We start from the raw sequence: 20,728 nt of genomic DNA on the forward strand, positions 1-20,728 counted from the left end.
GTGTGTCGTATGCGGGGCCTGACAGGAGTGAGACTCTGCCGTAACCAGACGCCGGGTGGCAATTCAGAGTTGCGTGTGAAAGCTCACATCCGGTTTCTCCCAGGGGATTTCAGGAAACCGCCACACACGAAGGCGCCGCCCGACTAGGCTCGGGGCCTTTGCCGGACGGCACCAACGGATGGGTAATCAGCCCAAGTTGGACACAGGGATCAGATGGCTCAGATGTGTCCGTCCTCCAGCATTTCGGTCACAAGAGCGGCGATCTGGGACCTCTCGGACCGGGTGAGGGTGACATGCGCGAACAGCGGATGCCCCTTCAGCTTCTCCACGACGGCGACCACACCGTCGTAACGTCCGACGCGCAGATTATCCCTTTGCGCCACATCGTGGGTCAGAACCACCCGTGAATTAGCGCCGATCCGGGACAGAACGGTCAGCAGGACATTCCGCTCCAGCGACTGGGCCTCGTCCACGATCACGTACGCGTCGTGCAGGGAGCGGCCGCGGATGTGGGTGAGCGGCAGCACCTCCAGCATCCCGCGGGCGGTGACCTCCTCGATGACCTCGCGGCTGGTGACCGCCGAGAGGGTGTCGAAGACCGCCTGCGCCCAAGGGCTCATCTTCTCCGACTCGGAGCCCGGCAGATAGCCCAGCTCCTGCCCGCCGACCGCGTACAGCGGACGGAAGACCATCACCTTCTGGTGCTGGCGGCGCTCCAGTACCGCCTCCAGGCCCGCGCACAGCGCCAGCGCGCTCTTGCCGGTGCCGGCCCGGCCGCCCATCGACACGATCCCGACATCCGGGTCGAGCAGCAGGTCGAGCGCAATGCGCTGCTCGGCACTGCGGCCCTTGATGCCGAACGCCTCACGGTCGCCGCGCACCACACGGACGTTGCCCTCGGCCGTCACCCGGCCCAGCGCCTTGCCGCGCTCGGATTGGATGGTCAGGCCGGTGTGCACGGGGAGGTCGGAGGCCTCCGGGACGTACACGTGCCCTTCCTCGAAGAGGAGGTCCACCTGTTCGCCGGACAGCGTCAGTTCGGACATTCCGGTCCAGCCGGAGGCGCCCGTGATGGCGAGTTCGGCGCGGTACTCCTCGGCGAGGAGGCCGACCGACGATGCCTTGATCCTGAGCGGCAGGTCCTTGGAGACGACGGTGACGTCGTACCCCTCGGCCTGCAGGTTGCGGGCGACCGCGAGGATGCGGGAGTCGTTGTCCCCCAGGCGGTAGCCGCTGGGCAACACGCTGGGGTCCGAGTGATTGAGCTCGACACGGATCGTGCCGCCGAGGTCCCCGATCGGGATCGGGGCGTCCAGACGGCCGTGCCGGACCCGGTAGTCGTCGAGCAGGCGCAGCGCCTGCCTGGCGAAGTAACCGAGTTCGGGATGGTGCCGCTTGGCCTCGAGTTCCGTGACCACGACGATCGGGAGCACGACCTCGTGCTCCTCGAAGCGGGCCATGGCGTTCGGGTCGGCCAGCAGGACGCTGGTGTCGAGAACATAGGTGCGCCGGTCGGACTTGCGGCGCGTTGTGCTGGTCACCACGGAAGGACGTACCCCCTCGGATGAGGTCGGGGAGCGACGAAGGCAGAGCTGGGCCGGGAGGGCGGGAAAAACCCGACCGGTTGACGGCCACCCTGCACGGGCCGAAAACCGGCCCCCCGCTGCTTCTTCCGTGCCGTGACCGCACGGTCGGGCTGGTGCAAAGGGCCTCCCGGGCGGGCGGCCCCGAGCCGCCCACTGAGAACCGATGCCCGTGGTTCGGGCATCGACCTGCTTGGCTTATGCCCTCGAACATGCGACACCATGCCACGGTCCGCAACGACGGGAAAGTGAACTCCGTGTTACTCGCGCCCCAATATGGGTGATTTACGCCTCATGGGCGGGGTGGGGTAATCCACCGTGACGACGGGGTTATCCAGCGTGGCGGCGGTGGTGGGGGGCGTGTGCCGTGTTGACGTCCGCCGTCACGATGACGTCACCCGCCGTAGCGGCGGTGCCGGGCCGCGTAGTCACGCAGGGCGCGCAGGAAGTCGACCTTGCGGAACGCGGGCCAGAAGACCTCGCAGAAGTAGTACTCGGCGTGGGCGGTCTGCCAGAGCATGAATCCGGACAGCCGCTGCTCGCCGCTGGTGCGGATCACCAGGTCCGGGTCGGGCTGGTCGCCGGTGTAGAGATGACGGCCGATCGCGTCGACGGTGACGGAGTCGGCGAGGTCCTCCATCTCGACGCCCTTGTCGTGGGCGTCCAGGATCATCGAGCGGACGGCGTCGGCGATCTCCTGGCGGCCGCCGTAGCCGATGGCGACGTTCACCAGTATTCCGTCGACGTGCGCGGTGGCCTCCTCGGCCTCCTTCAGCGCGGTCTGCATCGGGGAGGGCAGCAGGTCGGGGGTGCCGACGTGGTGGACGCGCCAGCGGCCGTCGGCGGCGAGGGTGCGGACGACGTCCTCGATGATGCCGAGAAGGGGGACCAGCTCTTCCTTGGCGCGGTCGAAGTTGTCCGTGGAGAGCAGCCAGAGGGTGACGACCTCGACGTCGGTCTCGGAGCACCAGCCGAGGAACTCCTCGATCTTCTCGGCGCCGGCGCGGTGACCGTGCACCGTGGTGGATCCCGCGGCCTTCGCCCAGCGGCGGTTGCCATCCATGATGACGCCGATGTGCTTGGGCACCTGAGCGTGGTCCAGGTGGCCTTCCACCCGGCGTGCGTAGAGCCTGACGAGCAGGCCGCGCAGCTTGTCGCGCAGGTTCACTTGAGTCCGCCCCTCGTGATTCGGATGCGGGGGTCCGCCCGCCGAAGCCTACCCCGCTGGGAGTTGAGGGAGGCGCGGTGGGGATGGCGCCCGACAGGGGTGGGGGCTTGTGCCGTTTGGCGAGTGCGGGCGGGTTGGGGCTGGTCGCGCCCACGCGGCGGAGCCGCATATCGATACTGCCCCGCGCCCCTGGGTTGGTGGTGCCCAGGTCGCTTGAGAAGTGGGTGAGACCTGCGGACAAAAAAACGGGCCGGTCCGTGGGGGGGAGACGGACCGGCCCGAGGGGGGGCTTCCACCATAACCCTTCGTAAGTGATGCTGCGTGCATCAGCACGCATCAACTACTCTCCGGAGTCGCCCGACGACGCCCCGACGGGCCTGAAACGCTGGATTCACGGGTCCCGATTGGCCGATTCACAGCGGAATCCCAGGAAAAGTAGTCGCTTACGGGGAGATCAAGAGGGTTTGAGCCGTCTTGGGGATGCCTCGGCGAGTTGTGCTTCCGTCCCCCCGACGGGCTACCCCGGGCGCGAACGATGACTTGACGGGAGCGAGTGGGGCGTTACGGCACCGCGCAGCCCCCTCCACTGCGCGGTACCGCCCGCGCAGCTTTGCTCACGCGAATTGCCTTGGTCTGAACTTACGTGAGCCAACCGGGTGACACGAAACGAAAGAGGTAACGATGTGAGAACACCGTGAAGACGGAGGATGAACAGAAGAGGTCCGCGTTCGCTTATGCGCAGATCCGCGACCTAGGTCATGAGTTGACCGTATTGATCTGGCACGTCACGACATGCCCCGCCTTGATCGCCTGGCTTCCCTTACGGCCGGTCGGACGCCCGGAAGCCGGGACGGCAGTTCTTGGCCATTCTTCGCCGCCTGGCATTGCAAGGCCGATGGATCACGGCCGGCGCGCCGGTCTGCGGGCGTCGAAGAGGTGCCGCGAGCTGTACGCGACGAACGGGCCCTCGGTCTCGATCCGCCGGTGCAGGGCGCGGAGTCGGGGCTCGTACTCCTCGACCGTGAAGCCGGGGACCATCCACACGACCTTCCGCAGGAAGTACACGACGGCCGCGATGTCGCGGAACTCCATCCGCAGCCGCTCCGCCCGCAGACCGACGACCTCCAGCCCGGCCGCCTGCGCCGCCGCGCGCTCGCCGTCGGGGTGCCGGCCGCCGCGGACCGCCTCCGGCTGCGGGCCGAGGAAGAACTCGACGAGCTCGAAGACGCTGGCGGGCCCGACGTGCTGCGCGAAGTACGAGCCGCCCGGGCACAGCACGCGCGCGATCTCGGCCCAGTGCGCCCGCACCGGATGCCGGCTGAGGACCAGGTCGAAGGTCTCGTCGGCGAACGGCAGCGGGGCGTCCTCGGGCAAGGCGACGACCACGGCACCGCGCGCGCTCAGCAGGGCGCTCGCCTTCGTGACGTTCGGCGGCCACCCCTCGGTGGCGGCGAGCAGCCGGGGCCGGTCCGGGGCCGCCGTACCGAGGGCGAAGTCGAACACCTCGCCGCCGCCGGTCTGGATGTCGAGCGCGGCCGAGGCGCGGGCCAGGCGCCGGCCGGCCGCACGGGCGTACCCCCAGGTGGGGCGGGTCTCGGTGGCCCGCCCGTCGAACCAGGAGAAGTCCCACCCCTCGGTCGGCACGGCGGCGCCCTCGGCGACGAGTTCCTCGAAGGTGCGGGGCGTCTGTGGCTCTGTCATGGCCCGCATAATCGCAGCGGGTTGTCGGTGCCCGCTGCTAATTTCGCCCGCCATGAAGACCGATGAGATGTACACCGCCGGTGAGAAGGAAACCCTGCACGCGAGCCTGGACCGGCACCGGGACGCGGTCCTGTGGAAACTGCAGGGCCTGGACGACGAACAGCTCCGCCGTCCGATGACCCCGTCGGGGACGAACCTGCTGGGGCTGGTGAAGCATCTGGCGTCGGTGGAGTACGCGTGGTTCGTGTCGAGCTTCGGCGGCGAGGTCGAGCCGCTGTGGTTCGACCCGAGCACCGACGACGACCTGACCGTCGGCCCCGGTGAGACGACGCGGCAGATCATCGACTTCTACGGCCGTGCGCGCGCCGCGGCCGACACGGTGATCACCGGACGCCCGCTGGACGCCCTGGGCCACCCGGACTGGCGGGACCACTCCGTCTCCCTGCGCTGGGTCCTCGTCCACATGATCGAGGAGACGGCGCGGCACGCGGGGCACATGGACATCGTGCGGGAACTGGTCGACGGGGCCACGGGCGACCATCCGCGCGCCGCCGGAACGGCATGACCAGGTCATAGGGCCGGGCGGCCACGGGCGCCCGGTGGGCCCCCGGCCGCCGTCTACGCGTCGAGGGGTTCGGGGCGCCCCCTGCCGTCCTCGTCCTCGCTCAGCACGAGCAGCACATACCCCTCGTCCACGGGGTGCCGCGGGTCGTCGTACGGCACGAAGCCGCTCTTCTCCAGGAGGCGTACGGAGGCGGTGTTCTCGGCGAAGAGGTCGGCGAACAGGGGCCGTACGGTCTCCTCCCGGAGGAAGAGGGCGAGGGCGCGGCTGCCGACGCCTCTCCCCCAGTAGGCCCGCCCGAGCCAGTACCCGGTGAACCGGCGCTCGCCCTCCCACCAGGCGACGATGTTCCCCGCGACCTCTCCGTCCACGACGACGGTCCGCACCAGACCGGTCGGATCGCCGAGCACCCGCTCCCTCCAGTGCCGGAGGAAGGCATCCCGCGGCCGGGGCGTGAACCTCGACCGCCGGACGGCCTCCGGGTCGTGCTCGTAGGCGAGGAAGATCTCGAGATCGTCGTCCCGTACGGACCGCAGCCGGACGTCGTTGGTCGTCATACCGGCGAGTGTGGCACCCACCACTGACAACGACAGGCGACCGGCTCCGGTCACCCCTTACACCCCCCTCACACCACCCCTTACACGACCCTTTACGGCACCAGCGGCCGGACCTCCTCCGCGGTGAACCGTACGAAGGCCTCGGGGTCGGGCTCGTCCGCCGTCGGCTGGAGGATGACGGTGTCGGCGCCGGCCTCCACGAGCCGCTGCACGGCCTTGGCGACGGCGCCCGCGTCCCCGGCGACACCGAGGTCGGGGACGGACTCCAGCCCCTCCGCGACGAGTTCGGCACGGAGCCGGGCGGGGGCGTCGGGGCCGGTGGCGGTGAGCAGATAGACGACGACCCTGTGCGGCTCGCCCGCGTCGCGCCCCGCGGCCAGCCGCCCCTCCTTGATGAGCCGCAGGGCCCGGCGGACGCGGTCGGGCGAGGTGGCGGCGGTGAGAACGGTCCCGTCGGCGGCGGCACCGGAGAGGCGCAGCGTACGGGGGCCCTCGGCGCCGGCGAGGACCTCGACCGGGCCGGCGGGCGGCCAGTCGAGCGCGACGCCGTCGAGGTGGACGTACCGCCCGCTGACGGTGAGCCGTTCCCCGCGCAACAGCGCGCGCAGGGCGTCGAGATGCTCGCGCAGCAGGGTCAGCGGGGAGTCGGCGCGGGCGCCGACCTGGCCCATCCAGTCCTGCACACCGTGCCCGACGCCGACGATCGCGCGCCCCGGGAACATCCGGTGCAGCGCGGCGACCTCCATGGCGGTGACGGCGACGTTCCGCAACGGCACCGGCAGCAGCCCGACCCCGACCCGCACCCGCTCCGACCAGGCAAGAGCGGCCGCGGCCCCGGAAATCCCACCCTCCCGAAAACAGTCCTCCCACAACCACAACTCTTCGAGCCCCACCCCGTCAGCAACCCGAACGACGTCCCGCAACCGCTCGGGGGGAAGCTGCGGACGGAAGACAGCGCCGAGTGATGTCATGGGGGAGGTCTTACCCGGGGGCCGACTCCGTCACAACTGAATTGCGTTCCCGCAGGCCAAGGGTCGGTGTCACGGGCCGATCGAGCTGACGTCCGGAACACGGATCCCGGCTCGGCGGGCGAGTTCCAGTGCCTGAGGGCCAGCTCCATGGGCGTCAGCGGGGAGCCCAGGGTTATAGCTCGGGCGCTGATGGATGACGTAGAGGCGGCGGGGGCCTGGTACCGCCAGCACCGCCGCGAAGCGAGGATCGCCGGCGAACCAGATCTCCCGTACCTGTGCCTTCCGTTCGGCTTTGGCCCGCTTGCCCAGGCGTCCACCCCACCAGACGGAGCGCACGTGTGAGTGCATCACCATCGTCACCTGCTGGTCCGACATCTCGGGGTTGGGGAACTTCAGCCAGGCGTAGCCATTGCGGACACCGGGGATGTTGCCGATCCCGCTCTCCGGAGCTTCGTACATCTGCCAGGGGTACTGACGCAGGAGAAGCCGCGTGCGAAACGCTCCCCGCCAATAGGCCCATTGGAGAAATGTCCGGTAGAAGGTGTAGGCCATCGGGACGAAGAAAAGCCACAAGGTCCAGGTGATCGACATGCTCACGTACCACGCCAGCAATGCCACCCAGGCAGCAGGCCACAGGACCTGGCCGAGGGCGGCACAGATCAACAACTTCGTCCAGGCCCGGCGGGTCGCCTGATCGTCCCAAGCCGTGGAGTGAGTGGGCGGCATGTCAGTCCTTGTCGGATACATCATCGGCTACGTCCGGAAGGGGGTTTTCGAAACTGACCGTACCGGCGATCTCCTTGAGCAGGGCACGGTACTGCCTCGCTCGTGTGACGGATGCCGTGGCGAGCGAGAGAATCGCGATGCGTCGGCCGTCGACACATGGCACGTAGGCCGTGGCCTGGAGCAGTTCGCACGGGGCACCGAGGTTCAGTTCCGGTGGCGCGGTCATGCGTGTCTGCACGAGCGCGGCCGGGCCGCACGGCAGATCCAGCATCTCGATGCACTCCGCGGTGTCCGTGCCGGCCGCCGCGCGCGCCGCGAGTACGCTGCGCGGAGCCCATTCTGTGTCCCGCCAGGCAAGCGTGTAGAGAGACAGCAGTGGACTGCCGTCTCCCTCGTCATCCGCATGCAGACCAAGGCAGCAGTGCACCGCTCCTGCTGCGAGAAGTAGTTGGGCCAGCCGGAGCACCGGACCGAGTCCGGCCAACGGCGCTGCCGTCTCTGCCGGTTCAGGCTCGGCCGTCGTCAGTTCCTGGAGGGGAAGCGGGATGAAGCCCGGGGGCAACGCGAACCAGATATCGGCGTCCACGTTCCTGGCCGAGTCATCGATCACGTAGCGAGCACCGTTCATGATGCTTCACCCACACCGCGCAAGAGGAAGTGAAGGGCGCCCATAGTCGCTGGGACGTCGATGCCCAGGGTTCTGGGTCCGTCGAGGAGGTTGCTAACCGTCTTGGCCGCGTCGTTGTCCAGGGTGTCGACAAAGCTGCTCGTCACGCCATAGACAGCCGTACTGGCCCCCAAGATCGTCGCAGGCCTGTCGATCTTCTCCACGATCGGCGCAAGCCTGCCGCCGAACACCCGGGAATGGGCCAGCAGGCTGGCTGCCCCGCCGGCGGCCGCGGCCTCTGACTTGATCGAGGAGCCGACCGATTTGAACGAGGTTCCGACATTGGCTCCGGCCCTCCCCAGCCTCTGCCCGAGGGTTAGCGCTTCGTCACCCTCTGCCGCAAGCGAAAGCAGTTCGCCCGACTCCCCCACGGAGCGAAGTCCGAGGTAGCTGCCCTTGGCCACTACCCCCAACCCCGGCAGCATCCCCAGGAAATCCCCCGCGACCCCCAGCAGGTTGCCCCAGAAATCGACGTCCAGTTCACCCTTGGTGAAGCCGTCCTCCAGCGATGCCAGGACTTCGGGGTCGCTGACCCGCAGGCCGAAGGCCATTCCGCTGAGCAGGCCCGCCGCCAGGAACAGCATCCAGGGTGCGACGGCCGTGAGGCCCAGCAGTGCGATCACGCCCAGCACGGCGGCACACGCACTGAGGATGTCGGGGAGGTTGTCGCCCAGCCAGTCGGTGAACCTGTCCCACGCGTTCGGTTTGTGCGGCGCCAGCTTGTGTGTGGCATCGCTGATGTGCCGGGCCCGCTTGCGCGCGGTCTCGTCATGCTCGCCGGCGAGGGAACGGGCGCGCCCCAGTACGTCGTCCAGGTCCCCCTGCGCCGTGGTGACCTTGCTGTTCGCCCTGTGCAGGGCCGGGTCGGCGCCATCATGCGCTTTGCTCTTGCCCGCGGTTCTCTCCACCTCGGCCGCGTGCCCCTGGGCCCGCTGCAACGCCTCGCGGGCGTCCTTGGCCTCGCCGTCGAGTTTCTTCGCGCGCCGCTGGAACTCCTCCAGCTCCGAGCCCCAGAGATCCAGCTGCCTCGCCGCCTTGTCGACGGAATGGGCGCCGTTCTTCAGGTTGAGCGGCAACGGGCCGCCCTCCAGCTGCTCCCGGAAGGCGACGGCGGCGTCACCCTCCCAGTAGCTGCCGTTCATCAGCTTCGTGACCTTGGAGTGCGCCCTCTCCATCTCCTTGGCGCAGTCGGACAACCTGCGGTGGATGTCCCGCACCAGGTCGGTGCTGCCGGGCGCCGGGTTGAAGCCGAGATGGGGGTAGGGGCTCGCGGCCGTCACTTGCCCCCGCCCTTGCTCCGGGCCTTCTCCAACGCCTTCTCCAGAGCTACGTCCACCTCGTGGAAGTCGTCCTTCGCCTTCTTCGTGATGTCCGTGAGCTCCCCGATCTGCTCGGCGATCTCCTTCGCCCCGTAGTGCCAGTCCTCCTGGAACCGGTCGCACGCCTTGTCCAGGTCGTCCGTACCTAGGCCGTTGACCCCTGGGTCGTGCAACACCTTCTGCAACGCTGTGAACGACTCCTGCGCCTTCTTCAAGTCCCTGAAAAACCTGTCCAGTTCGGTGCCGTCGACCTTCAGACGGTCAGCCATGTGCATTCCTCTTCACGTGGGTCTCCGGGTCAGAGGAACTGCAGGCGGCCGGAAGCAGGACCGCAGAGGTGGCGGGCACGGCTGAGGGAAGCCGGACGGGGCGGTTCAAAGGGGGACTCCAGGTGGGGCCAGAGGTCTCTTGATCCGCTCAACGATGTCCGCGGACTCGGGTTACATGTGTCCAGACCTCGGAGAGGCCCGAGGAGCCTCGCCTCGGCCAGGAGATCGGTCGCCACATCACCTGTCACCCGCATTGTGGATACCGTCGGTGCGAACACCTGTGGCGGAGCCATGGAAGGGGTGGAACGTGGGGCGCTGGCGGGACGGGCGCGGGACGTTGGTCGTGCATGGTGGTGGGGGTGGGGTGAAGGCTGTTCCGTTGGAGATCGCCGCCTCCTATCGTGCGCGTACCAGGGGGCTGCTGGGGCGTGATGGTCTTGACGGCGCGATTCTGCTGTCGCCCGCCAACGGGATCCACACCTTTCGGATGCGGATGGGGATCGATGTCGCCTATCTGGATCGCCGACTCAAGGTCATCGCCGTACGCACCATGCGGCCGGGGCGACTCGGACTGCCCCGGCTCCGTTCCCGGCATGTGCTGGAGGCGGAGGCCGGGGCGATGGCGGGGTGGGGTGTGGAGGCCGGGGCGAGGGTGAGTGTGAATGTGAGTGTCGAGGAGGAGCCGGCTGGATGACCCCGCGTCCGGGCGGAGGGGTGGGTGTCGGGGAGGGGTGGCGGACGTTGGTGGCCGTGCCTTGGAAGGTCTTCAGGAACCGGTCCGCGGGAACGTGACCTCCACCCGGCGGTTCTTCTTCCTTCCCTCCTCCGTCGAGTTGTCGGCGATCGGGTACTGCTCGCCGTAACCGCGGACGTCGAACATGATGTTCGGGTCGTTCAGGTCCTGGTCCAGGACGCCCTGTACGGCGTTGGCGCGCTGGCGGGAGAGGACGTCCCCGTGGGCCGAGGTGCCCAGGTTGTCGGTGAAGCCGAAGACGCGGACCTGGGTCGGGTTCTGCTTCCTGATCTCGTCGGCGATCGCCCCGATCCGCGCCTTCGCGGCCTCGCTCAGCTTGGCGCTGTCCTTGCTGAACAGCACCTCGGCCTGGAGGGCGAACGTCACGTCCGTGTTGGTGTCCGTACGGCGCTCGTCACCGCTCTGGTCCTCGACGACCGACTTGATGTCCAGGACCTTGGGCGCGGCGAGGGTGGCGCCCTCGGGGAGCTTCAGGTCGGGGTCGGTCGGATCGATCTTCACGGGGGCGCTGGCGGAGGGCTCCGTGCCCGGGGGGACGCTCGGGTCGCCGCCGTCGGCACGGGCGGTCGTCGCGCCGTAGAGATTCGTGACGAGGAGGAGCGTCGCGGCGCCCAGGGTCAGGGGAAGGCGTGGTGTGGTCACTTCGGCCTCACCCGGAGATCTTGATGGTGCCGCTGGAGAAGGTGGGGAGTTGGAGGGTCACTTCGGTGGTGTCCGCCGGCGGGGCGGGGAACTGCATGAAGACGGGGATGGTCTGGCCGGCCTCGATCGAGGACAGATCGGTCGTGGTGAGCGGCCGGCCGTCGGTGTCCCGCAGCACGTAGTACCGCTTCTTCCCCTTGGAGTCCACGAGGGTGGCACCGCCGAACGACGTACCGTGCTGGACGATCTCCGTCTCGTCACCCCGGAGGGCCACGGGGACCACGACCGACTGGGAACCGTCGTTCTTCAGGTTCGCGTTGACGGTGAGGAAGCCGCCCGAATCCCGGATGGCGGAGGTCACTTGAAGGATCAGGCCAGAGGGTCCGTTGAGTTCGGCGAGGGGTGCCGCTGACTGCCCCTCCTGCGCACTCGGCTGGGACCCACCGGTCGGGGAGGCCGATGCCGACGCGCCGGGCTTCTTGTCGCCACCGCCGTCGCCGCCACCGCCGCCGCATCCGGCCGCACCGAGAGCCAGACCGGCCGTGACGGCCAGCGCGACCATCCCCCTGCGAGCCTTCGCAGTGAACCGAATGCTCATCGCTCCGCTTCCTTCTTCACTCGTCGATTCGCTTGTCAGTCGGCCAGGTGGACGTCGAAGAGGTCCTCGGGTCCCGGGAGATCGGTGAGGTCGGCCGGGTCCAGGGTCCAGTTCCGGTCCCTGCAGGTGAGTTCGGGCAGTACTCCGCCCGCACCGGACAGTGTGAACGTGCAGAGTGGCTCGATCACGGCGGTGGCGTGTGCCGTCGACCTCATGTTCTCGGTCCCCGGCACGACGGAGTCGCCCACGGTCTTGTTCGTCTCGGCATCGACCTTGTAACTCAGTGGCGGTTCGGATGTGCACTGAGCCGTCGCGTCGTTCTGGGACGCCAGTTGGGCGGCGCGCCAGCAGGAATCCGCGACATTCACGTTGCCGTCGAATATGTCCTGCCACTTGGTCGGGTCGAGTACGTCCTTCACCCACTGGTCCGCAAGCTCGTCACGCGTGTTCATGGCCGCGGCGAGGGCCGCCGCGTCGGCCGCTGTCTGGGCACCGTTCCGGTTCACCGCGGCCTGGCCGACCGCGAGGTATGCGAACGCGAGAAAGAGCAGGCCTCCCACTACCGTGATGTAGATGGGGAAGGCCTGCCCTGAATCGCCGTAACGGCGAAGACGCATCACACGATTTTGTCGATCTGCGCGAGTATCTTCTCCAGGATGTGACTGCCGATGCTGGTACCGGTGACGGCCAGCACGATCGCCACCACCACCGCGATGATCCCCAGATACTCGACCGCGGTCTGTCCCCGGTCGTCGGCACGGCGCTGCATTGCGACAAGCATCCTCAGCATCAGGTCGCTCATGGTGCTCCCCTCCGGGTTCGGTTCCGATCCTGGCAGCGTATTGCGGAACATACCCATCGGCGGAGGGTCCCAGGACCCAAATCCGGACCCAGTTCACCCGGTTCATCTCAGGCCACCCCCAGCCACTTGGCCGTCGCCTGGGCGCGGGTGGTGGTGTGGAGCTTGGCGAAGATGCGGTTGATGTGGTTCTTGACCGTCTTCTCGCTGATGAAACAGACGGCGGCGATCTGCTGGTTGTTCATGCCGGACACGATGAGGTCCATGATCTCCGCCTCCCTGCCGCTCAGTTGAAACCGGGACTGAGACGACTGTCCCATAGTTGATTGCAATTGCGAAAGCCCCTTGAGAGGTGATTCCTTAGGTAGGGCTCGTAGTTCCGGTCTCGCGTGTGCAGTTGCGTTGCCTCTGACGTGCGCCAGCAACGCGTTCGTCGCCGTCGGTGTGAAGTGCGGGCGGCCCCGGCCCACGTCCCGTACCGCCTGGGTCAGCTGCTGGGTCGTGAACTCGCCGTGGACCAGGTAGCCCCCGGCGCCGAGCCGGACCGCCTCCTGCACGAGGTCCGTCTCGTCGCTGTACGTCAGCATCATGACCGGGGCTACGCGGACCAGGTGGGGCAGGGCCGCGATGCCGTCCACGCCGGGCATGCGGACGTCCAGGAGGATGACGTCGGGACGGTGGTGCAGGGCCGCCTTGTAGGCCGCGCGGCCGTCCTCGGCCTCCGCCACCACCGTGAGGTCGTCCGCCGCGGAGAGGACGGCCGTCAGGCCCGCCCGGATCACCGGGTTGTCGTCGGCCACCAGGACGCGCAGTCCCGCCGGCTCGTCGGCCAAGTCATCGGTCAAGTCATCGGTCAAGTCGTCGGTCATAACAGCGGCACCTCCACTCGGACCTCCGTGCCCTTGTCGGTGGTCAGTTGGATACGGGCGCCCACCGACGCCGCCCGTTCCGTCATGCCGAGCAGGCCGAAGTGGCCGGTGCGGCGCAGGTCTTCGAGAGTCGTGTCCGGGGGCAGGCCCCGGCCGTCGTCGTGGATCGTCACCACCAGGTGGGTGGGGGTGGCGGACGCACGGACGTCGACCCTCGTCGCCTCCGCGTGGCGGTGCGCGTTCTCCAGGGCCTCCGCCGCGATGCCCAGCAGCTGGCGGGCGGTGGGGGGCGGCAGCGGGACCGGGGCGGCGGGGCCGTCGTAGTTCGCGGGGAGGGCCGTGCGCGCGGTGAAGCCCGTCGTCAGCGACTCCAGTCGGGGCAGTACGTCGTCGGCCTCCGTCCCGCCGCGCAGGTCCGTCAGGAGTTCGCGGGACTCCGCCGCGGCCCTGCGCGCCGCCCTCGCCAGCAGCTCCGCCTGCTGTCGGATCAGGGCCGGGTCCAGACGGTCCGGGGGCGCGGCCGCCGACGCGGCGAGGCCGTCGGCGACCAGCGCCACGCCGTACAGCGTCTTGGTCACCGAGTCGTGCATCTCGCGGGCCAGCCGGGCGCGTTCCGCGCTCGCCGCCTCGGTCGCGGCCAGGCGGGCCCGGGTCTCGGTCAGGGCCTCGGTGGCGGCGCCGAAGCGGAGCATCAGGTTGCGCAGGGTCGAGCCCATCGCGCCGGTGATGACGCAGAGGCCGGGGAGGAGAAGGGACTCGGCCAGTACCGAGTGGTGCTTCAGCGTTTCCTGCGCCACCAGGAGGATCAGCGACTGGAGTGAGGCGAAGACCGCCGCTCCGCGCCAGCTGTAGAGGAGGCCGGCGAGGAGGGGGGTGCAGACGCTGACGTACGCGAGGGTGGTGTCGGGGCCCGCCGAGATCAGGAGGAGGGAGCCGAAGAGGGTGTCGGCGGCCAGGAGGGTGGGGTGGCGCAGGAGGAGGGGGCCGAAGCGCTGCCAGTCCCGGAAGAGGACGTACGAGACCATGAACGTGACGACCACGGCCGAGCCGACCAGCCGGGCGCCCAGGCCGGGGGTGGCGTTGAGGAGGGCGGCGGGGGTCGCCACGGCGATCATCGCCAGGCGAAGGCCGAAGACCTGGCGGCACATCGCCTGAAGGGCACGGATCTCGACCTTCTCGCCATCCACTCCGGTGGCGCGCAACGCGGCCTTCTCGCCGTCCACCCCGGTGGCGCGCAACGCGGCCTTCTCGCCGTCCACTCCGGTGGCGCGCAACGCGGCCTTCTCGCCGTCCACCCCGGTGGCGCGCAACGCGGCCTTCTCGCCGTGCACACCGGTGGCCCGGATCGCGGACTCTTCGCCGTCCGCTCCAGCGGCGCGGAACGCCGCCTCGCCGGTGGGGCGGGGCTCGGTCTTCTTCCCGGCCTCGTTGGCCGCCACGGTCGTCACCTCCGCCTACTTTCCCGTGACCGACCCGAAGTCGGTCCCCGAGCCCAGCAGCAGGCCCGCGGCCAGCAGCAGCATCGTCGCCGGGACCATGAACGTGGTGATCATGAGGGTGGCCCTCGGTACCGCCCGGGCCGCCTTGCGGCGGGCGTTCTGGGCGTCGGTGCGGCGCATGTCCTTGGCCAGCGCGACCAGGGTGTCGACGATCGGCGCGCCCAGTTCCTCGCCCTGCTGCAACGCCGTCACGAACATCGCCACCTGTTCGGAGTCGTTGCGCCGGCGCAGTTCCGCGAAGGCCTGGCGGCGGCTCATGCCGAGGTCCATCTGGCGGAGGGTGATGCGGAGTTCGTCGGCCCAGGGGCCCTCGTAGTGCGTGGCCACCCGGTCCAGGGCCTGGCGGAAGCCGAGGCCGGCGCCGACCACCACCGCGAGGACGTCAAGGAAGTCCGGCAGGGTGCGTTCGATGACGTCCTTGCGGATGCGGATCGCCGACCAGATGCCGACCTCCGTCCAGAACGCGCCGAAGAGGAGGAGCAGGACGGCGACCAGCCACTGGCCGCGGAGGAGGAAGACCAGGAAGCCGGTGCCGCCGAGGGCGCCGTAGACGGCGCGACGGGCCGCGTAGCGGTCGATGGTCAGGCCGCCGGGGTTGCCCGCCAGGTCGATCCTGCGGCGGTACTTGGCCACCTGGCGCGGGCCCATCAGGCGGAGCACGGCGGGGGCGTACCGCATGCCCATGCGGTCGATGAGGGAGTTGGCGGCGCCGGTGCGGGTGGCGCCCACCTCCAGGGCGATCGCCAGGTCTGCGGGAAGCTTCGCGTCGGCTCGGTACATGCGGACGCCCGCGAAGACGCCGTAGACGGCGAGGGCCATGAGGAGGGCCAGGAGGAGTGCCATGTGACATACCACCTATACGTCGATGCGGCTCAGGCGGCGGATGAGGACGAACCCGACGACGTACAGCCCGAACGCGACGATCACGGCCGCCTGGCCGAGCCCGGTGCCGGTCATGCGTGCCAGGGTGTCGTCCTTGACCCCGTTCATCAGGAACAGGGCGCCGACGCCGAGCACCGGGACGGCGTACGACGTCATCGTCACCTGGGAGAGCTGGGTGCGGATCTCCCGGCGGGTCTCCTTGCGCTCCTCCAGGGTCTCGGTCAGGTTCCGCAGGGCGGAGACCACCTGGCCGCCCGCCCGGTTGGAGAGCACGAGCGTGGTGACGAGGACGACCAGTTCGCGGGAGGGAAGCCGCTCGGCGAGCTCGCCGAGCGCGTCGTCCATGGAGTGGCCGATCGCCAACTGGTCGGCGACCCGGCCCAGTTCCTCGCCCGCGGGGGCCTCCAGCTCCTCCGCCGCCATGCCGATCGCGGTGCGCAGGGCGAGGCCGGCGTGGGTGGCGTTGGCCAGAATGCGGGCGAGTTCCGGGAGTTGGGCGATGAACCGCTCGATGCGCTTCTGCCGCTGCCAGTTGAGGAACTGGACGGCGGCGAAGACACCCAGCAGGCCGGCGATCGGGCCGAAGAAGGGGGCGAGGGCGGCCTGGCCGATGAGCCAGAGGGCCGCGACGGTGGCGAGCATGTAGACGAAGAACTCGCCGGGCGTCACGTCCAGGCCCGTTGCCGCCAGGCGGAGTTCCAGGCGGCGGCCGATCGACGTGCCGCGCAGGCGCCGGTCCAGGTTGCGGAAGCGACGCCGGCGGCCGGTGAGCGGGACCTGGCCGGTGTAGGAGAGGCGGTCCACCAGGGCGGCGCGCTGGGCCCGGCCGGAGGCGTAGGTGTGCAGGCCCACCACGGCCAGGATGCAGGCCAGCAGCGTGATGCCGGTGGTGAGGGAGACGAGGTCGTGGAGGGACATGGGCCGCCTACCGGGCTTCTCGGGTGGTGAGCTGGTCGAGGTGCTGGGCCACGCCGAAGGCCTGCGGGATCGGCTGGCTCGCCATGTAGAGGCGGTCGGCGGTGCGGCGTGGCAGCGGGAAGTACTGGAAGGCGCCGTAGACCCGGCCGTCGTGGGTCATGGGCTGGGCGTCGAAGCGGGCCACCGTCGCCAGCCGGTACGGCTCGCTGCCGTGGCTGTCGAGCACGGCGATCTCGGTGATCCGGCGAGCGCCGTCGGCGAACCGGGTCAGCTGGACGATGACCTCGACCGCGCTGTTGATCTGGTCGTGCAGGGCGACGAAGGGGACCTCGACGTCCGACATGGAGGCCAGGGTCTGGAGCCGGGTCAGGGCGTCCTCGGCGCTGTTGGCGTGGACGGTGGCGAGCGAGCCGTCGTGGCCGGTGGACATGGCCTGCAGCATGTCGAGGGACTCGCCGCCGCGGACCTCGCCGACCACGATCCGGTCGGGACGCATCCGCAGCGAGTTGCGGACCAGGTCGCGGATGGTGACCTGGCCCTTGCCCTCGACGTTCGCCGGGCGGGACTCCAGGCGGACCACGTGGGTCTGCTGGAGCTGGAGTTCGGCGGAGTCCTCGATGGTGATGATGCGTTCGTGGGCCGGGATCAGGCCGGAGAGGGCGTTCAGCAGGGTGGTCTTTCCGGTGCCGGTGGCGCCGGAGACGATGATGTTGAACTTCGCCTGCACCAGGCCGGCCAGCAGGAACACCATGTGCTCGTCGAGCGAGCCGAAGCCGATCAGCTCGTGGAGGGTGAAGGAGCGCGGGAAGCGGCGGATGGTGAGGGTGGGGCCGGTCAGGGAGAGCGGGGGGATGATGACGTTGACGCGTTCGCCGGAGGGGAGGCGGGCGTCGACCATGGGGTTCGACTCGTCGACGCGGCGGTTGACCGTGGAGACGATGCGTTCGATGGTCTGCATCAGCTGGTCCGCCGAGACGAAGCGGAGCGGCAGCTGTTCGACCCGGCCGCCGCGTTCGACGAAGATCGCGTCCGGGCCGTTCACCATGATCTCGGTGATCGACGCGTCTTCGAGGAGCGGTTCCAGGATGCCGAGGCCGAGGGCCTCGTCGACGACCCGGCGGATCAGCTGGGAGCGTTCGACGGTGGACAGGACCGGGCCCTCGCGGCTGAGGATGTGGCCGAGGACGCGTTCGAGACGGGCCCGGCGCTCGGCGGCGGCCAGCGCGCTCATCTCCGCGAGGTCGATCTCCTCCAGGAGCTTGGCCCGGTAGGAGGAGACCAGGTGGCCGTCCTCGCCCCGGCTGCCGTGCTCCTCGGGGGAGTTGATGCGTGCCCGCAGGCTCATGGTTGCCGTGCTCCTCGTTCAGTGGTCGACGGGCATCGTGGCGGACTTGGTGGCGTTGCCTAGGTCCCAGACGATCTTCGGGATGCGGACCGTGGCGGTGACGGTGACCGAGTCGCCGCCGCCGGAGGACGCGCAGCTCACGTCGATGCCGCTGCTGACCGCGGACGAGCAGGCGGCGCCGACGTCCTCTTCCAGCGAGGCGGCGCGGGCCCCCGCGCGGGCCGCCGTCCCGGCCTGCTCGGCGGCGTAGGCGACGGCGCCGAGCTGGATGCCGGCCAGCCCGACGATGAGGAGGATCGGGAGGAAGCCGAGGTATTCGATGGCGACTTGGCCGCGGTCGCGGCGACCGCCGGCAAGAAGGGCGCGTGTACGGGGGTACGACATCTCAGCGCTTCACCTCCTCCACGGTGCCGGCGTGGCCGTGCACGGTGACGGGGAAGTCGATGGAGCCGGGGAACAGGACCGGGACGTGCAGGGAGACGTCCGCGGTCACCGTGCCGGTGCCGCCGCACTGGTCCACGCTCGCTCCCTCCCGCCAGGCCCCGGAGAGGTCCTCCAGCGCGGCGCGCTGGCAGACGCCGAACCGTTCCCCCCGGGGTACGGCCGTGCCCGCCCGTACGCCTTCGTCGGCAGCGTTCCCCGCGAGGGTGAAGGCGTACCCCACGAGGACGGCCTGCCACATCAGCACCAGGGTGAGGATGATGACCGGGGTCATGCCGAGGAGTTCTATGGAGACCTGTCCGCGGTCGCGCAGTCGTCGGTCGGGTGCGGCGCCGTCGTGGCTGGTCGCGCAGTTCCCCGCGCCCCTGAAGGGGCGCTGAGCGCCCCGTAGGGGCGCGGGGAACTGCGCGCTCGGCCCCCACGCACCGGCACGCGACCCACGACCTGTCGCCCCCGAACCCGACCGACGGCCTCTCACGGCAGCTCCTTCCGCCGCCGGAACCCCACCGCCGCCCGCTCCCCGCCCCGGGCCCGTGTCCCGGACCGGCGTGGCGGTGCGCCCTCCTCCGTCCGGACCAGCCCCAGCTCCCCGGCCAGCCCCCACAGCGCCTGCTTCACCGTGCTGCGCGAGTCCAGTTCGTGCATCCGGCCCGCGTCCACCGCCCCCTGGAGCTCCTTGAAGTTCGCCGGGATCGGGGTGCCCGCCAGTGCGGTCCCGGTGATCCGCTGGATCAGCGCCGGCTGGATCTCCGTACCGCGCGTGTACCGGTTGACCACCACCGTCGTCTCCTCGGCCTTGCGGATCTGCAGCCGGTCCCACATCCGCACCGTCCGCTTCGCCGCCCGTACGGCGACCACGTCCGGCGTGGTGACCAGCAGGGCGAGGTCTGCGGTCTCCACGGCCGCCGCACCCGCCCCGCCGAGCTGCGCGCCGCAGTCGACGATCACCATCTCGTGGCGGGAGCGCAGGGCGCTGAGGATCTGGCGGGCGGCGCGGTCGGTGACCTCCTCGCCGCGTTCGCCCTCGGCCGGAGCCAGCAGCAGTGCCAGCCCGGAGTCGTGGCGGAAGACGGCCTCGGCCATCACCCGCGGGGAGATGTCGTTGACCGCGGCGAGGTCGGCGACCGAGCGGCGGAACTGGACGTCCAGGTAGGAGGCGATGTCGCCGGTCTGGAGGTCGAGGTCCACGAGGGCGGTGGAGTGGCCGGAGGCCTGCGCGGCGAGGGCGATCTGGACCGCGACGAGGGTCGCGCCGGTCCCGCCCTTCGCGCCGCTGACGGTGACGACGGTGCCGCCGACGCCGGCGAACACGTCGGCGCCGTGGCCGAGATGGCGTCGTACGCCGGTGGACCACTGGGCGACGGCCTGGACGCGGCCGGCCAGCTCCTCGTAGCTCAGCGGAAGGCCGACCAGGCCGCGGGCGCCGGAGTCCATCGCGGCGGCGAACAGGCCGGGGCTGGTGTCGGTGGTGACGAGGACGACGCCCACGGCGGGGAAGCGCAGGGCGACCTCGCGGATCAGTTCGAGGGCCGGGACGGGGCCGATGCGTTCGTGGACGACGACGACCTCGGGGAGTTCGTCGACGGACTCGGCGGCGGCCCGGGCGAGGGTGTCGACGAGCCCGGTGGAGTCGACGACGGGGGCCAGCGGTTCGGCGTCCGGGAGCTGGCTGAGCAGGGAGACCAGGGAGCGGACGGCGTCCGCGTCACCGACGGCGGGGAGGATCCTGATGGGCATGGAGGGCGCCTCTCACTTGTCCGTCGCGAGTTCGTAGGTACGGTCCTTGTCCGGCACGGTGGTCGTCGTACCGGGGGCGACCAGGGCGAGCCGGACCCGCTGGGCGAAGGACTCCGCGTAGGTGAGGCGCTGGGCGTCGAGCGTGGACAGCGCGAAGGTGATGGGGACGGCGTCGGTGGGCTGCTGGTTCTTGTTGTCCGGTTCCAGCGAGGTGAGTTTGCCGACGTCCAGGACCCGGGCGTTGGTCACGATGATCTTCGACTGGTCGGGGTCGGTCTGCTGCTTGCCCTCGAAGGTGGCGTAGACGTTGACCAGCGAGCCCGGGGTGATCTTGCCGGCGACCCCGGTGGCCGCGTCGATCAGGATCGCGACCTCCTGCTGGCCCGCCTTGAGTTCGGGCTGGTCGACGATCATGTCGGTCTGGAGGAGCGAGCCCTCCTTCAGCGTGGTGATCGCGATCTTGCCATGGATCTGGCTGAGGCTGGTGACGGCGTTGGCGGACAGCCACCGCTTGGGCATCGAGATCTTCTTGAACTGGCTCGCGCTCAACGTGGTGTACGGCGCGACGTCGGACCGGAGTTCGTACGCGGTGACCTTCGGGCCGACCTCGGACTTCGCGTTGTCGATGACCGAGAGCACGCCGGCGAACGCGCCGAGCGCGCAGATCACCGACAGGATCAGGAGTATCACGCCGCGGCGCTGACGGGAGTTCATGGACCGT

24 protein-coding genes are annotated in these 20,728 nt (G+C 69.7%); 2 read left to right on the forward strand and 22 right to left on the reverse strand.

Annotated elements, in window-relative coordinates:
* Positions 1 to 218: 218 nt before the first annotated feature.
* The 3 genes from phoH2 to SSP29_RS04240 form a co-directional block, all read right to left on the reverse strand.
* A complete protein-coding gene (phoH2, locus tag SSP29_RS04225) occupies positions 219 to 1,544 on the reverse strand; it encodes an RNA 5'-3' helicase PhoH2 (protein ID WP_089099084.1) in 1,326 nt (441 codons plus the stop codon).
* 433 nt (positions 1,545 to 1,977) lie between these two features.
* A complete protein-coding gene (locus tag SSP29_RS04235; RefSeq protein ID WP_089099086.1) occupies positions 1,978 to 2,751 on the reverse strand; it encodes an isoprenyl transferase in 774 nt (257 codons plus the stop codon).
* A 900-nt stretch (positions 2,752 to 3,651) separates the two neighbouring features.
* Positions 3,652 to 4,452: a methyltransferase domain-containing protein gene (locus SSP29_RS04240; RefSeq protein WP_089099795.1), complete on the reverse strand. Its 801-nt coding sequence runs from the start codon at positions 4,450 to 4,452 to the stop codon at positions 3,652 to 3,654.
* 52 nt (positions 4,453 to 4,504) lie between these two features.
* Between SSP29_RS04240 and SSP29_RS04245 the strand changes: the two genes are divergently transcribed.
* The gene (locus SSP29_RS04245; RefSeq protein ID WP_089099087.1) at positions 4,505 to 5,017 is read left to right on the forward strand and encodes a DinB family protein; all 513 of its coding nucleotides are present in this window, start codon (positions 4,505 to 4,507) and stop codon (positions 5,015 to 5,017) included.
* A 53-nt stretch (positions 5,018 to 5,070) separates the two neighbouring features.
* On the opposite strand, the gene SSP29_RS04250 is transcribed toward SSP29_RS04245, so the two are convergent.
* From SSP29_RS04250 to SSP29_RS04275, 6 genes are all read right to left on the reverse strand, one after another.
* Entirely contained in the window at positions 5,071 to 5,571 is a 501-nt protein-coding gene (locus tag SSP29_RS04250) for a GNAT family N-acetyltransferase (protein ID WP_089099796.1), read from the reverse strand.
* A gap of 92 nt (positions 5,572 to 5,663) precedes the next feature.
* Positions 5,664 to 6,542 carry an LLM class flavin-dependent oxidoreductase gene (locus SSP29_RS04255; RefSeq protein ID WP_089099088.1) on the reverse strand — a complete coding sequence of 293 codons (879 nt, stop codon included), beginning with the start codon at positions 6,540 to 6,542 and terminating at the stop codon, positions 5,664 to 5,666.
* Positions 6,543 to 6,611: 69 nt separating this feature from the next.
* Entirely contained in the window at positions 6,612 to 7,133 is a 522-nt protein-coding gene (locus SSP29_RS04260) for a hypothetical protein (protein WP_150133520.1), read from the reverse strand.
* Positions 7,134 to 7,269: 136 nt separating this feature from the next.
* The gene (locus SSP29_RS04265; protein WP_145968848.1) at positions 7,270 to 7,896 is read right to left on the reverse strand and encodes a hypothetical protein; all 627 of its coding nucleotides are present in this window, start codon (positions 7,894 to 7,896) and stop codon (positions 7,270 to 7,272) included.
* Positions 7,893 to 9,215: a WXG100 family type VII secretion target gene (locus tag SSP29_RS04270; protein ID WP_089099090.1), complete on the reverse strand. Its 1,323-nt coding sequence runs from the start codon at positions 9,213 to 9,215 to the stop codon at positions 7,893 to 7,895. The genes SSP29_RS04265 and SSP29_RS04270 overlap by 4 nt, the downstream gene beginning before the upstream one ends.
* Positions 9,212 to 9,523: a DUF6317 family protein gene (locus SSP29_RS04275; RefSeq protein WP_089099091.1), complete on the reverse strand. Its 312-nt coding sequence runs from the start codon at positions 9,521 to 9,523 to the stop codon at positions 9,212 to 9,214. Before SSP29_RS04275 ends, SSP29_RS04270 begins: the two co-directional genes overlap by 4 nt.
* A gap of 307 nt (positions 9,524 to 9,830) precedes the next feature.
* Here SSP29_RS04275 and SSP29_RS04280 point away from each other — a divergent pair, with 307 nt between their 5' ends.
* Positions 9,831 to 10,217: a DUF192 domain-containing protein gene (locus SSP29_RS04280; RefSeq protein ID WP_089099092.1), complete on the forward strand. Its 387-nt coding sequence runs from the start codon at positions 9,831 to 9,833 to the stop codon at positions 10,215 to 10,217.
* Positions 10,218 to 10,289: 72 nt separating this feature from the next.
* Here SSP29_RS04280 and SSP29_RS04285 read toward each other — a convergent pair whose 3' ends face one another.
* The 13 genes from SSP29_RS04285 to cpaB all read right to left on the reverse strand — a co-directional run bounded on the left by SSP29_RS04285 (position 10,290) and on the right by cpaB (position 20,721).
* Positions 10,290 to 10,919, reverse strand: coding sequence for an OmpA family protein (locus tag SSP29_RS04285; RefSeq protein WP_089099093.1), 630 nt, complete (start codon positions 10,917 to 10,919; stop codon positions 10,290 to 10,292).
* Positions 10,920 to 10,926: 7 nt separating this feature from the next.
* On the reverse strand, positions 10,927 to 11,517 hold the full coding sequence (locus SSP29_RS04290; RefSeq protein WP_089099094.1) for a hypothetical protein: 591 nt from the start codon (positions 11,515 to 11,517) through the stop codon (positions 10,927 to 10,929).
* A gap of 35 nt (positions 11,518 to 11,552) precedes the next feature.
* Positions 11,553 to 12,134, reverse strand: a complete 582-nt coding sequence (locus SSP29_RS04295) for a pilus assembly protein TadG-related protein (protein ID WP_089099095.1) — start codon at positions 12,132 to 12,134, stop codon at positions 11,553 to 11,555.
* Positions 12,134 to 12,319 carry a hypothetical protein gene (locus SSP29_RS54945; protein WP_089099096.1) on the reverse strand — a complete coding sequence of 62 codons (186 nt, stop codon included), beginning with the start codon at positions 12,317 to 12,319 and terminating at the stop codon, positions 12,134 to 12,136. Before SSP29_RS54945 ends, SSP29_RS04295 begins: the two co-directional genes overlap by 1 nt.
* Before the next feature lie 107 nt (positions 12,320 to 12,426).
* Positions 12,427 to 13,185, reverse strand: a complete 759-nt coding sequence (locus tag SSP29_RS04305; protein ID WP_089099097.1) for a response regulator — start codon at positions 13,183 to 13,185, stop codon at positions 12,427 to 12,429.
* A complete protein-coding gene (locus SSP29_RS04310) occupies positions 13,182 to 14,333 on the reverse strand; it encodes a sensor histidine kinase (protein ID WP_089099797.1) in 1,152 nt (383 codons plus the stop codon). Before SSP29_RS04310 ends, SSP29_RS04305 begins: the two co-directional genes overlap by 4 nt.
* A gap of 306 nt (positions 14,334 to 14,639) precedes the next feature.
* On the reverse strand, positions 14,640 to 15,527 hold the full coding sequence (locus SSP29_RS04315) for a DUF5936 domain-containing protein (RefSeq protein ID WP_089099098.1): 888 nt from the start codon (positions 15,525 to 15,527) through the stop codon (positions 14,640 to 14,642).
* A 12-nt stretch (positions 15,528 to 15,539) separates the two neighbouring features.
* A complete protein-coding gene (locus SSP29_RS04320; RefSeq protein WP_089099099.1) occupies positions 15,540 to 16,484 on the reverse strand; it encodes a type II secretion system F family protein in 945 nt (314 codons plus the stop codon).
* 7 nt (positions 16,485 to 16,491) lie between these two features.
* The gene (locus tag SSP29_RS04325; RefSeq protein ID WP_089099100.1) at positions 16,492 to 17,829 is read right to left on the reverse strand and encodes a TadA family conjugal transfer-associated ATPase; all 1,338 of its coding nucleotides are present in this window, start codon (positions 17,827 to 17,829) and stop codon (positions 16,492 to 16,494) included.
* Positions 17,830 to 17,847: 18 nt separating this feature from the next.
* Complete coding sequence (locus SSP29_RS04330; protein WP_089099101.1) at positions 17,848 to 18,213, reverse strand: TadE/TadG family type IV pilus assembly protein; 366 nt, start codon at positions 18,211 to 18,213, stop codon at positions 17,848 to 17,850.
* Between the two features lies 1 nt (position 18,214).
* On the reverse strand, positions 18,215 to 18,544 hold the full coding sequence (locus tag SSP29_RS04335; RefSeq protein WP_089099102.1) for a septum formation initiator: 330 nt from the start codon (positions 18,542 to 18,544) through the stop codon (positions 18,215 to 18,217).
* A 200-nt stretch (positions 18,545 to 18,744) separates the two neighbouring features.
* A complete protein-coding gene (locus SSP29_RS04340; protein ID WP_089099103.1) occupies positions 18,745 to 20,007 on the reverse strand; it encodes a CpaE/TadZ family protein in 1,263 nt (420 codons plus the stop codon).
* A 12-nt stretch (positions 20,008 to 20,019) separates the two neighbouring features.
* Positions 20,020 to 20,721 (reverse strand): Flp pilus assembly protein CpaB, encoded by a 702-nt coding sequence (gene cpaB / locus SSP29_RS04345; RefSeq protein ID WP_089099104.1) that lies wholly within the window; start codon positions 20,719 to 20,721, stop codon positions 20,020 to 20,022.
* Between the last annotated feature and the right edge of the window lie 7 nt (positions 20,722 to 20,728).

Source organism: Streptomyces hyaluromycini (assembly GCF_002217755.1).
GTDB lineage: Bacteria > Actinomycetota > Actinomycetes > Streptomycetales > Streptomycetaceae > Streptomyces > Streptomyces hyaluromycini.

Coding starts and splice junctions, on each gene's coding strand:
- SSP29_RS04240 (WP_089099795.1), bottom strand. CDS start 4,452: ATGACAGAGCCACAGACGCCCCGCACCTTCGAGGAACTCGTCGCCGAG.
- SSP29_RS04245 (WP_089099087.1), top strand. CDS start 4,505: ATGAAGACCGATGAGATGTACACCGCCGGTGAGAAGGAAACCCTGCAC.
- SSP29_RS04250 (WP_089099796.1), bottom strand. CDS start 5,571: ATGACGACCAACGACGTCCGGCTGCGGTCCGTACGGGACGACGATCTC.
- SSP29_RS04255 (WP_089099088.1), bottom strand. CDS start 6,542: ATGACATCACTCGGCGCTGTCTTCCGTCCGCAGCTTCCCCCCGAGCGG.
- SSP29_RS04260 (WP_150133520.1), bottom strand. CDS start 7,133: ATGTCGATCACCTGGACCTTGTGGCTTTTCTTCGTCCCGATGGCCTAC.
- SSP29_RS04265 (WP_145968848.1), bottom strand. CDS start 7,896: ATGAACGGTGCTCGCTACGTGATCGATGACTCGGCCAGGAACGTGGAC.
- SSP29_RS04275 (WP_089099091.1), bottom strand. CDS start 9,523: ATGGCTGACCGTCTGAAGGTCGACGGCACCGAACTGGACAGGTTTTTC.
- SSP29_RS04290 (WP_089099094.1), bottom strand. CDS start 11,517: ATGAGCATTCGGTTCACTGCGAAGGCTCGCAGGGGGATGGTCGCGCTG.
- SSP29_RS04295 (WP_089099095.1), bottom strand. CDS start 12,134: ATGCGTCTTCGCCGTTACGGCGATTCAGGGCAGGCCTTCCCCATCTAC.
- SSP29_RS54945 (WP_089099096.1), bottom strand. CDS start 12,319: ATGAGCGACCTGATGCTGAGGATGCTTGTCGCAATGCAGCGCCGTGCC.
- SSP29_RS04305 (WP_089099097.1), bottom strand. CDS start 13,185: ATGACCGACGACTTGACCGATGACTTGACCGATGACTTGGCCGACGAG.
- SSP29_RS04310 (WP_089099797.1), bottom strand. CDS start 14,333: ATGTGCCGCCAGGTCTTCGGCCTTCGCCTGGCGATGATCGCCGTGGCG.
- SSP29_RS04315 (WP_089099098.1), bottom strand. CDS start 15,527: ATGGCACTCCTCCTGGCCCTCCTCATGGCCCTCGCCGTCTACGGCGTC.
- SSP29_RS04320 (WP_089099099.1), bottom strand. CDS start 16,484: ATGTCCCTCCACGACCTCGTCTCCCTCACCACCGGCATCACGCTGCTG.
- SSP29_RS04325 (WP_089099100.1), bottom strand. CDS start 17,829: ATGAGCCTGCGGGCACGCATCAACTCCCCCGAGGAGCACGGCAGCCGG.
- SSP29_RS04330 (WP_089099101.1), bottom strand. CDS start 18,213: ATGTCGTACCCCCGTACACGCGCCCTTCTTGCCGGCGGTCGCCGCGAC.
- SSP29_RS04335 (WP_089099102.1), bottom strand. CDS start 18,544: ATGACCCCGGTCATCATCCTCACCCTGGTGCTGATGTGGCAGGCCGTC.
- SSP29_RS04340 (WP_089099103.1), bottom strand. CDS start 20,007: ATGCCCATCAGGATCCTCCCCGCCGTCGGTGACGCGGACGCCGTCCGC.
- cpaB (WP_089099104.1), bottom strand. CDS start 20,721: ATGAACTCCCGTCAGCGCCGCGGCGTGATACTCCTGATCCTGTCGGTG.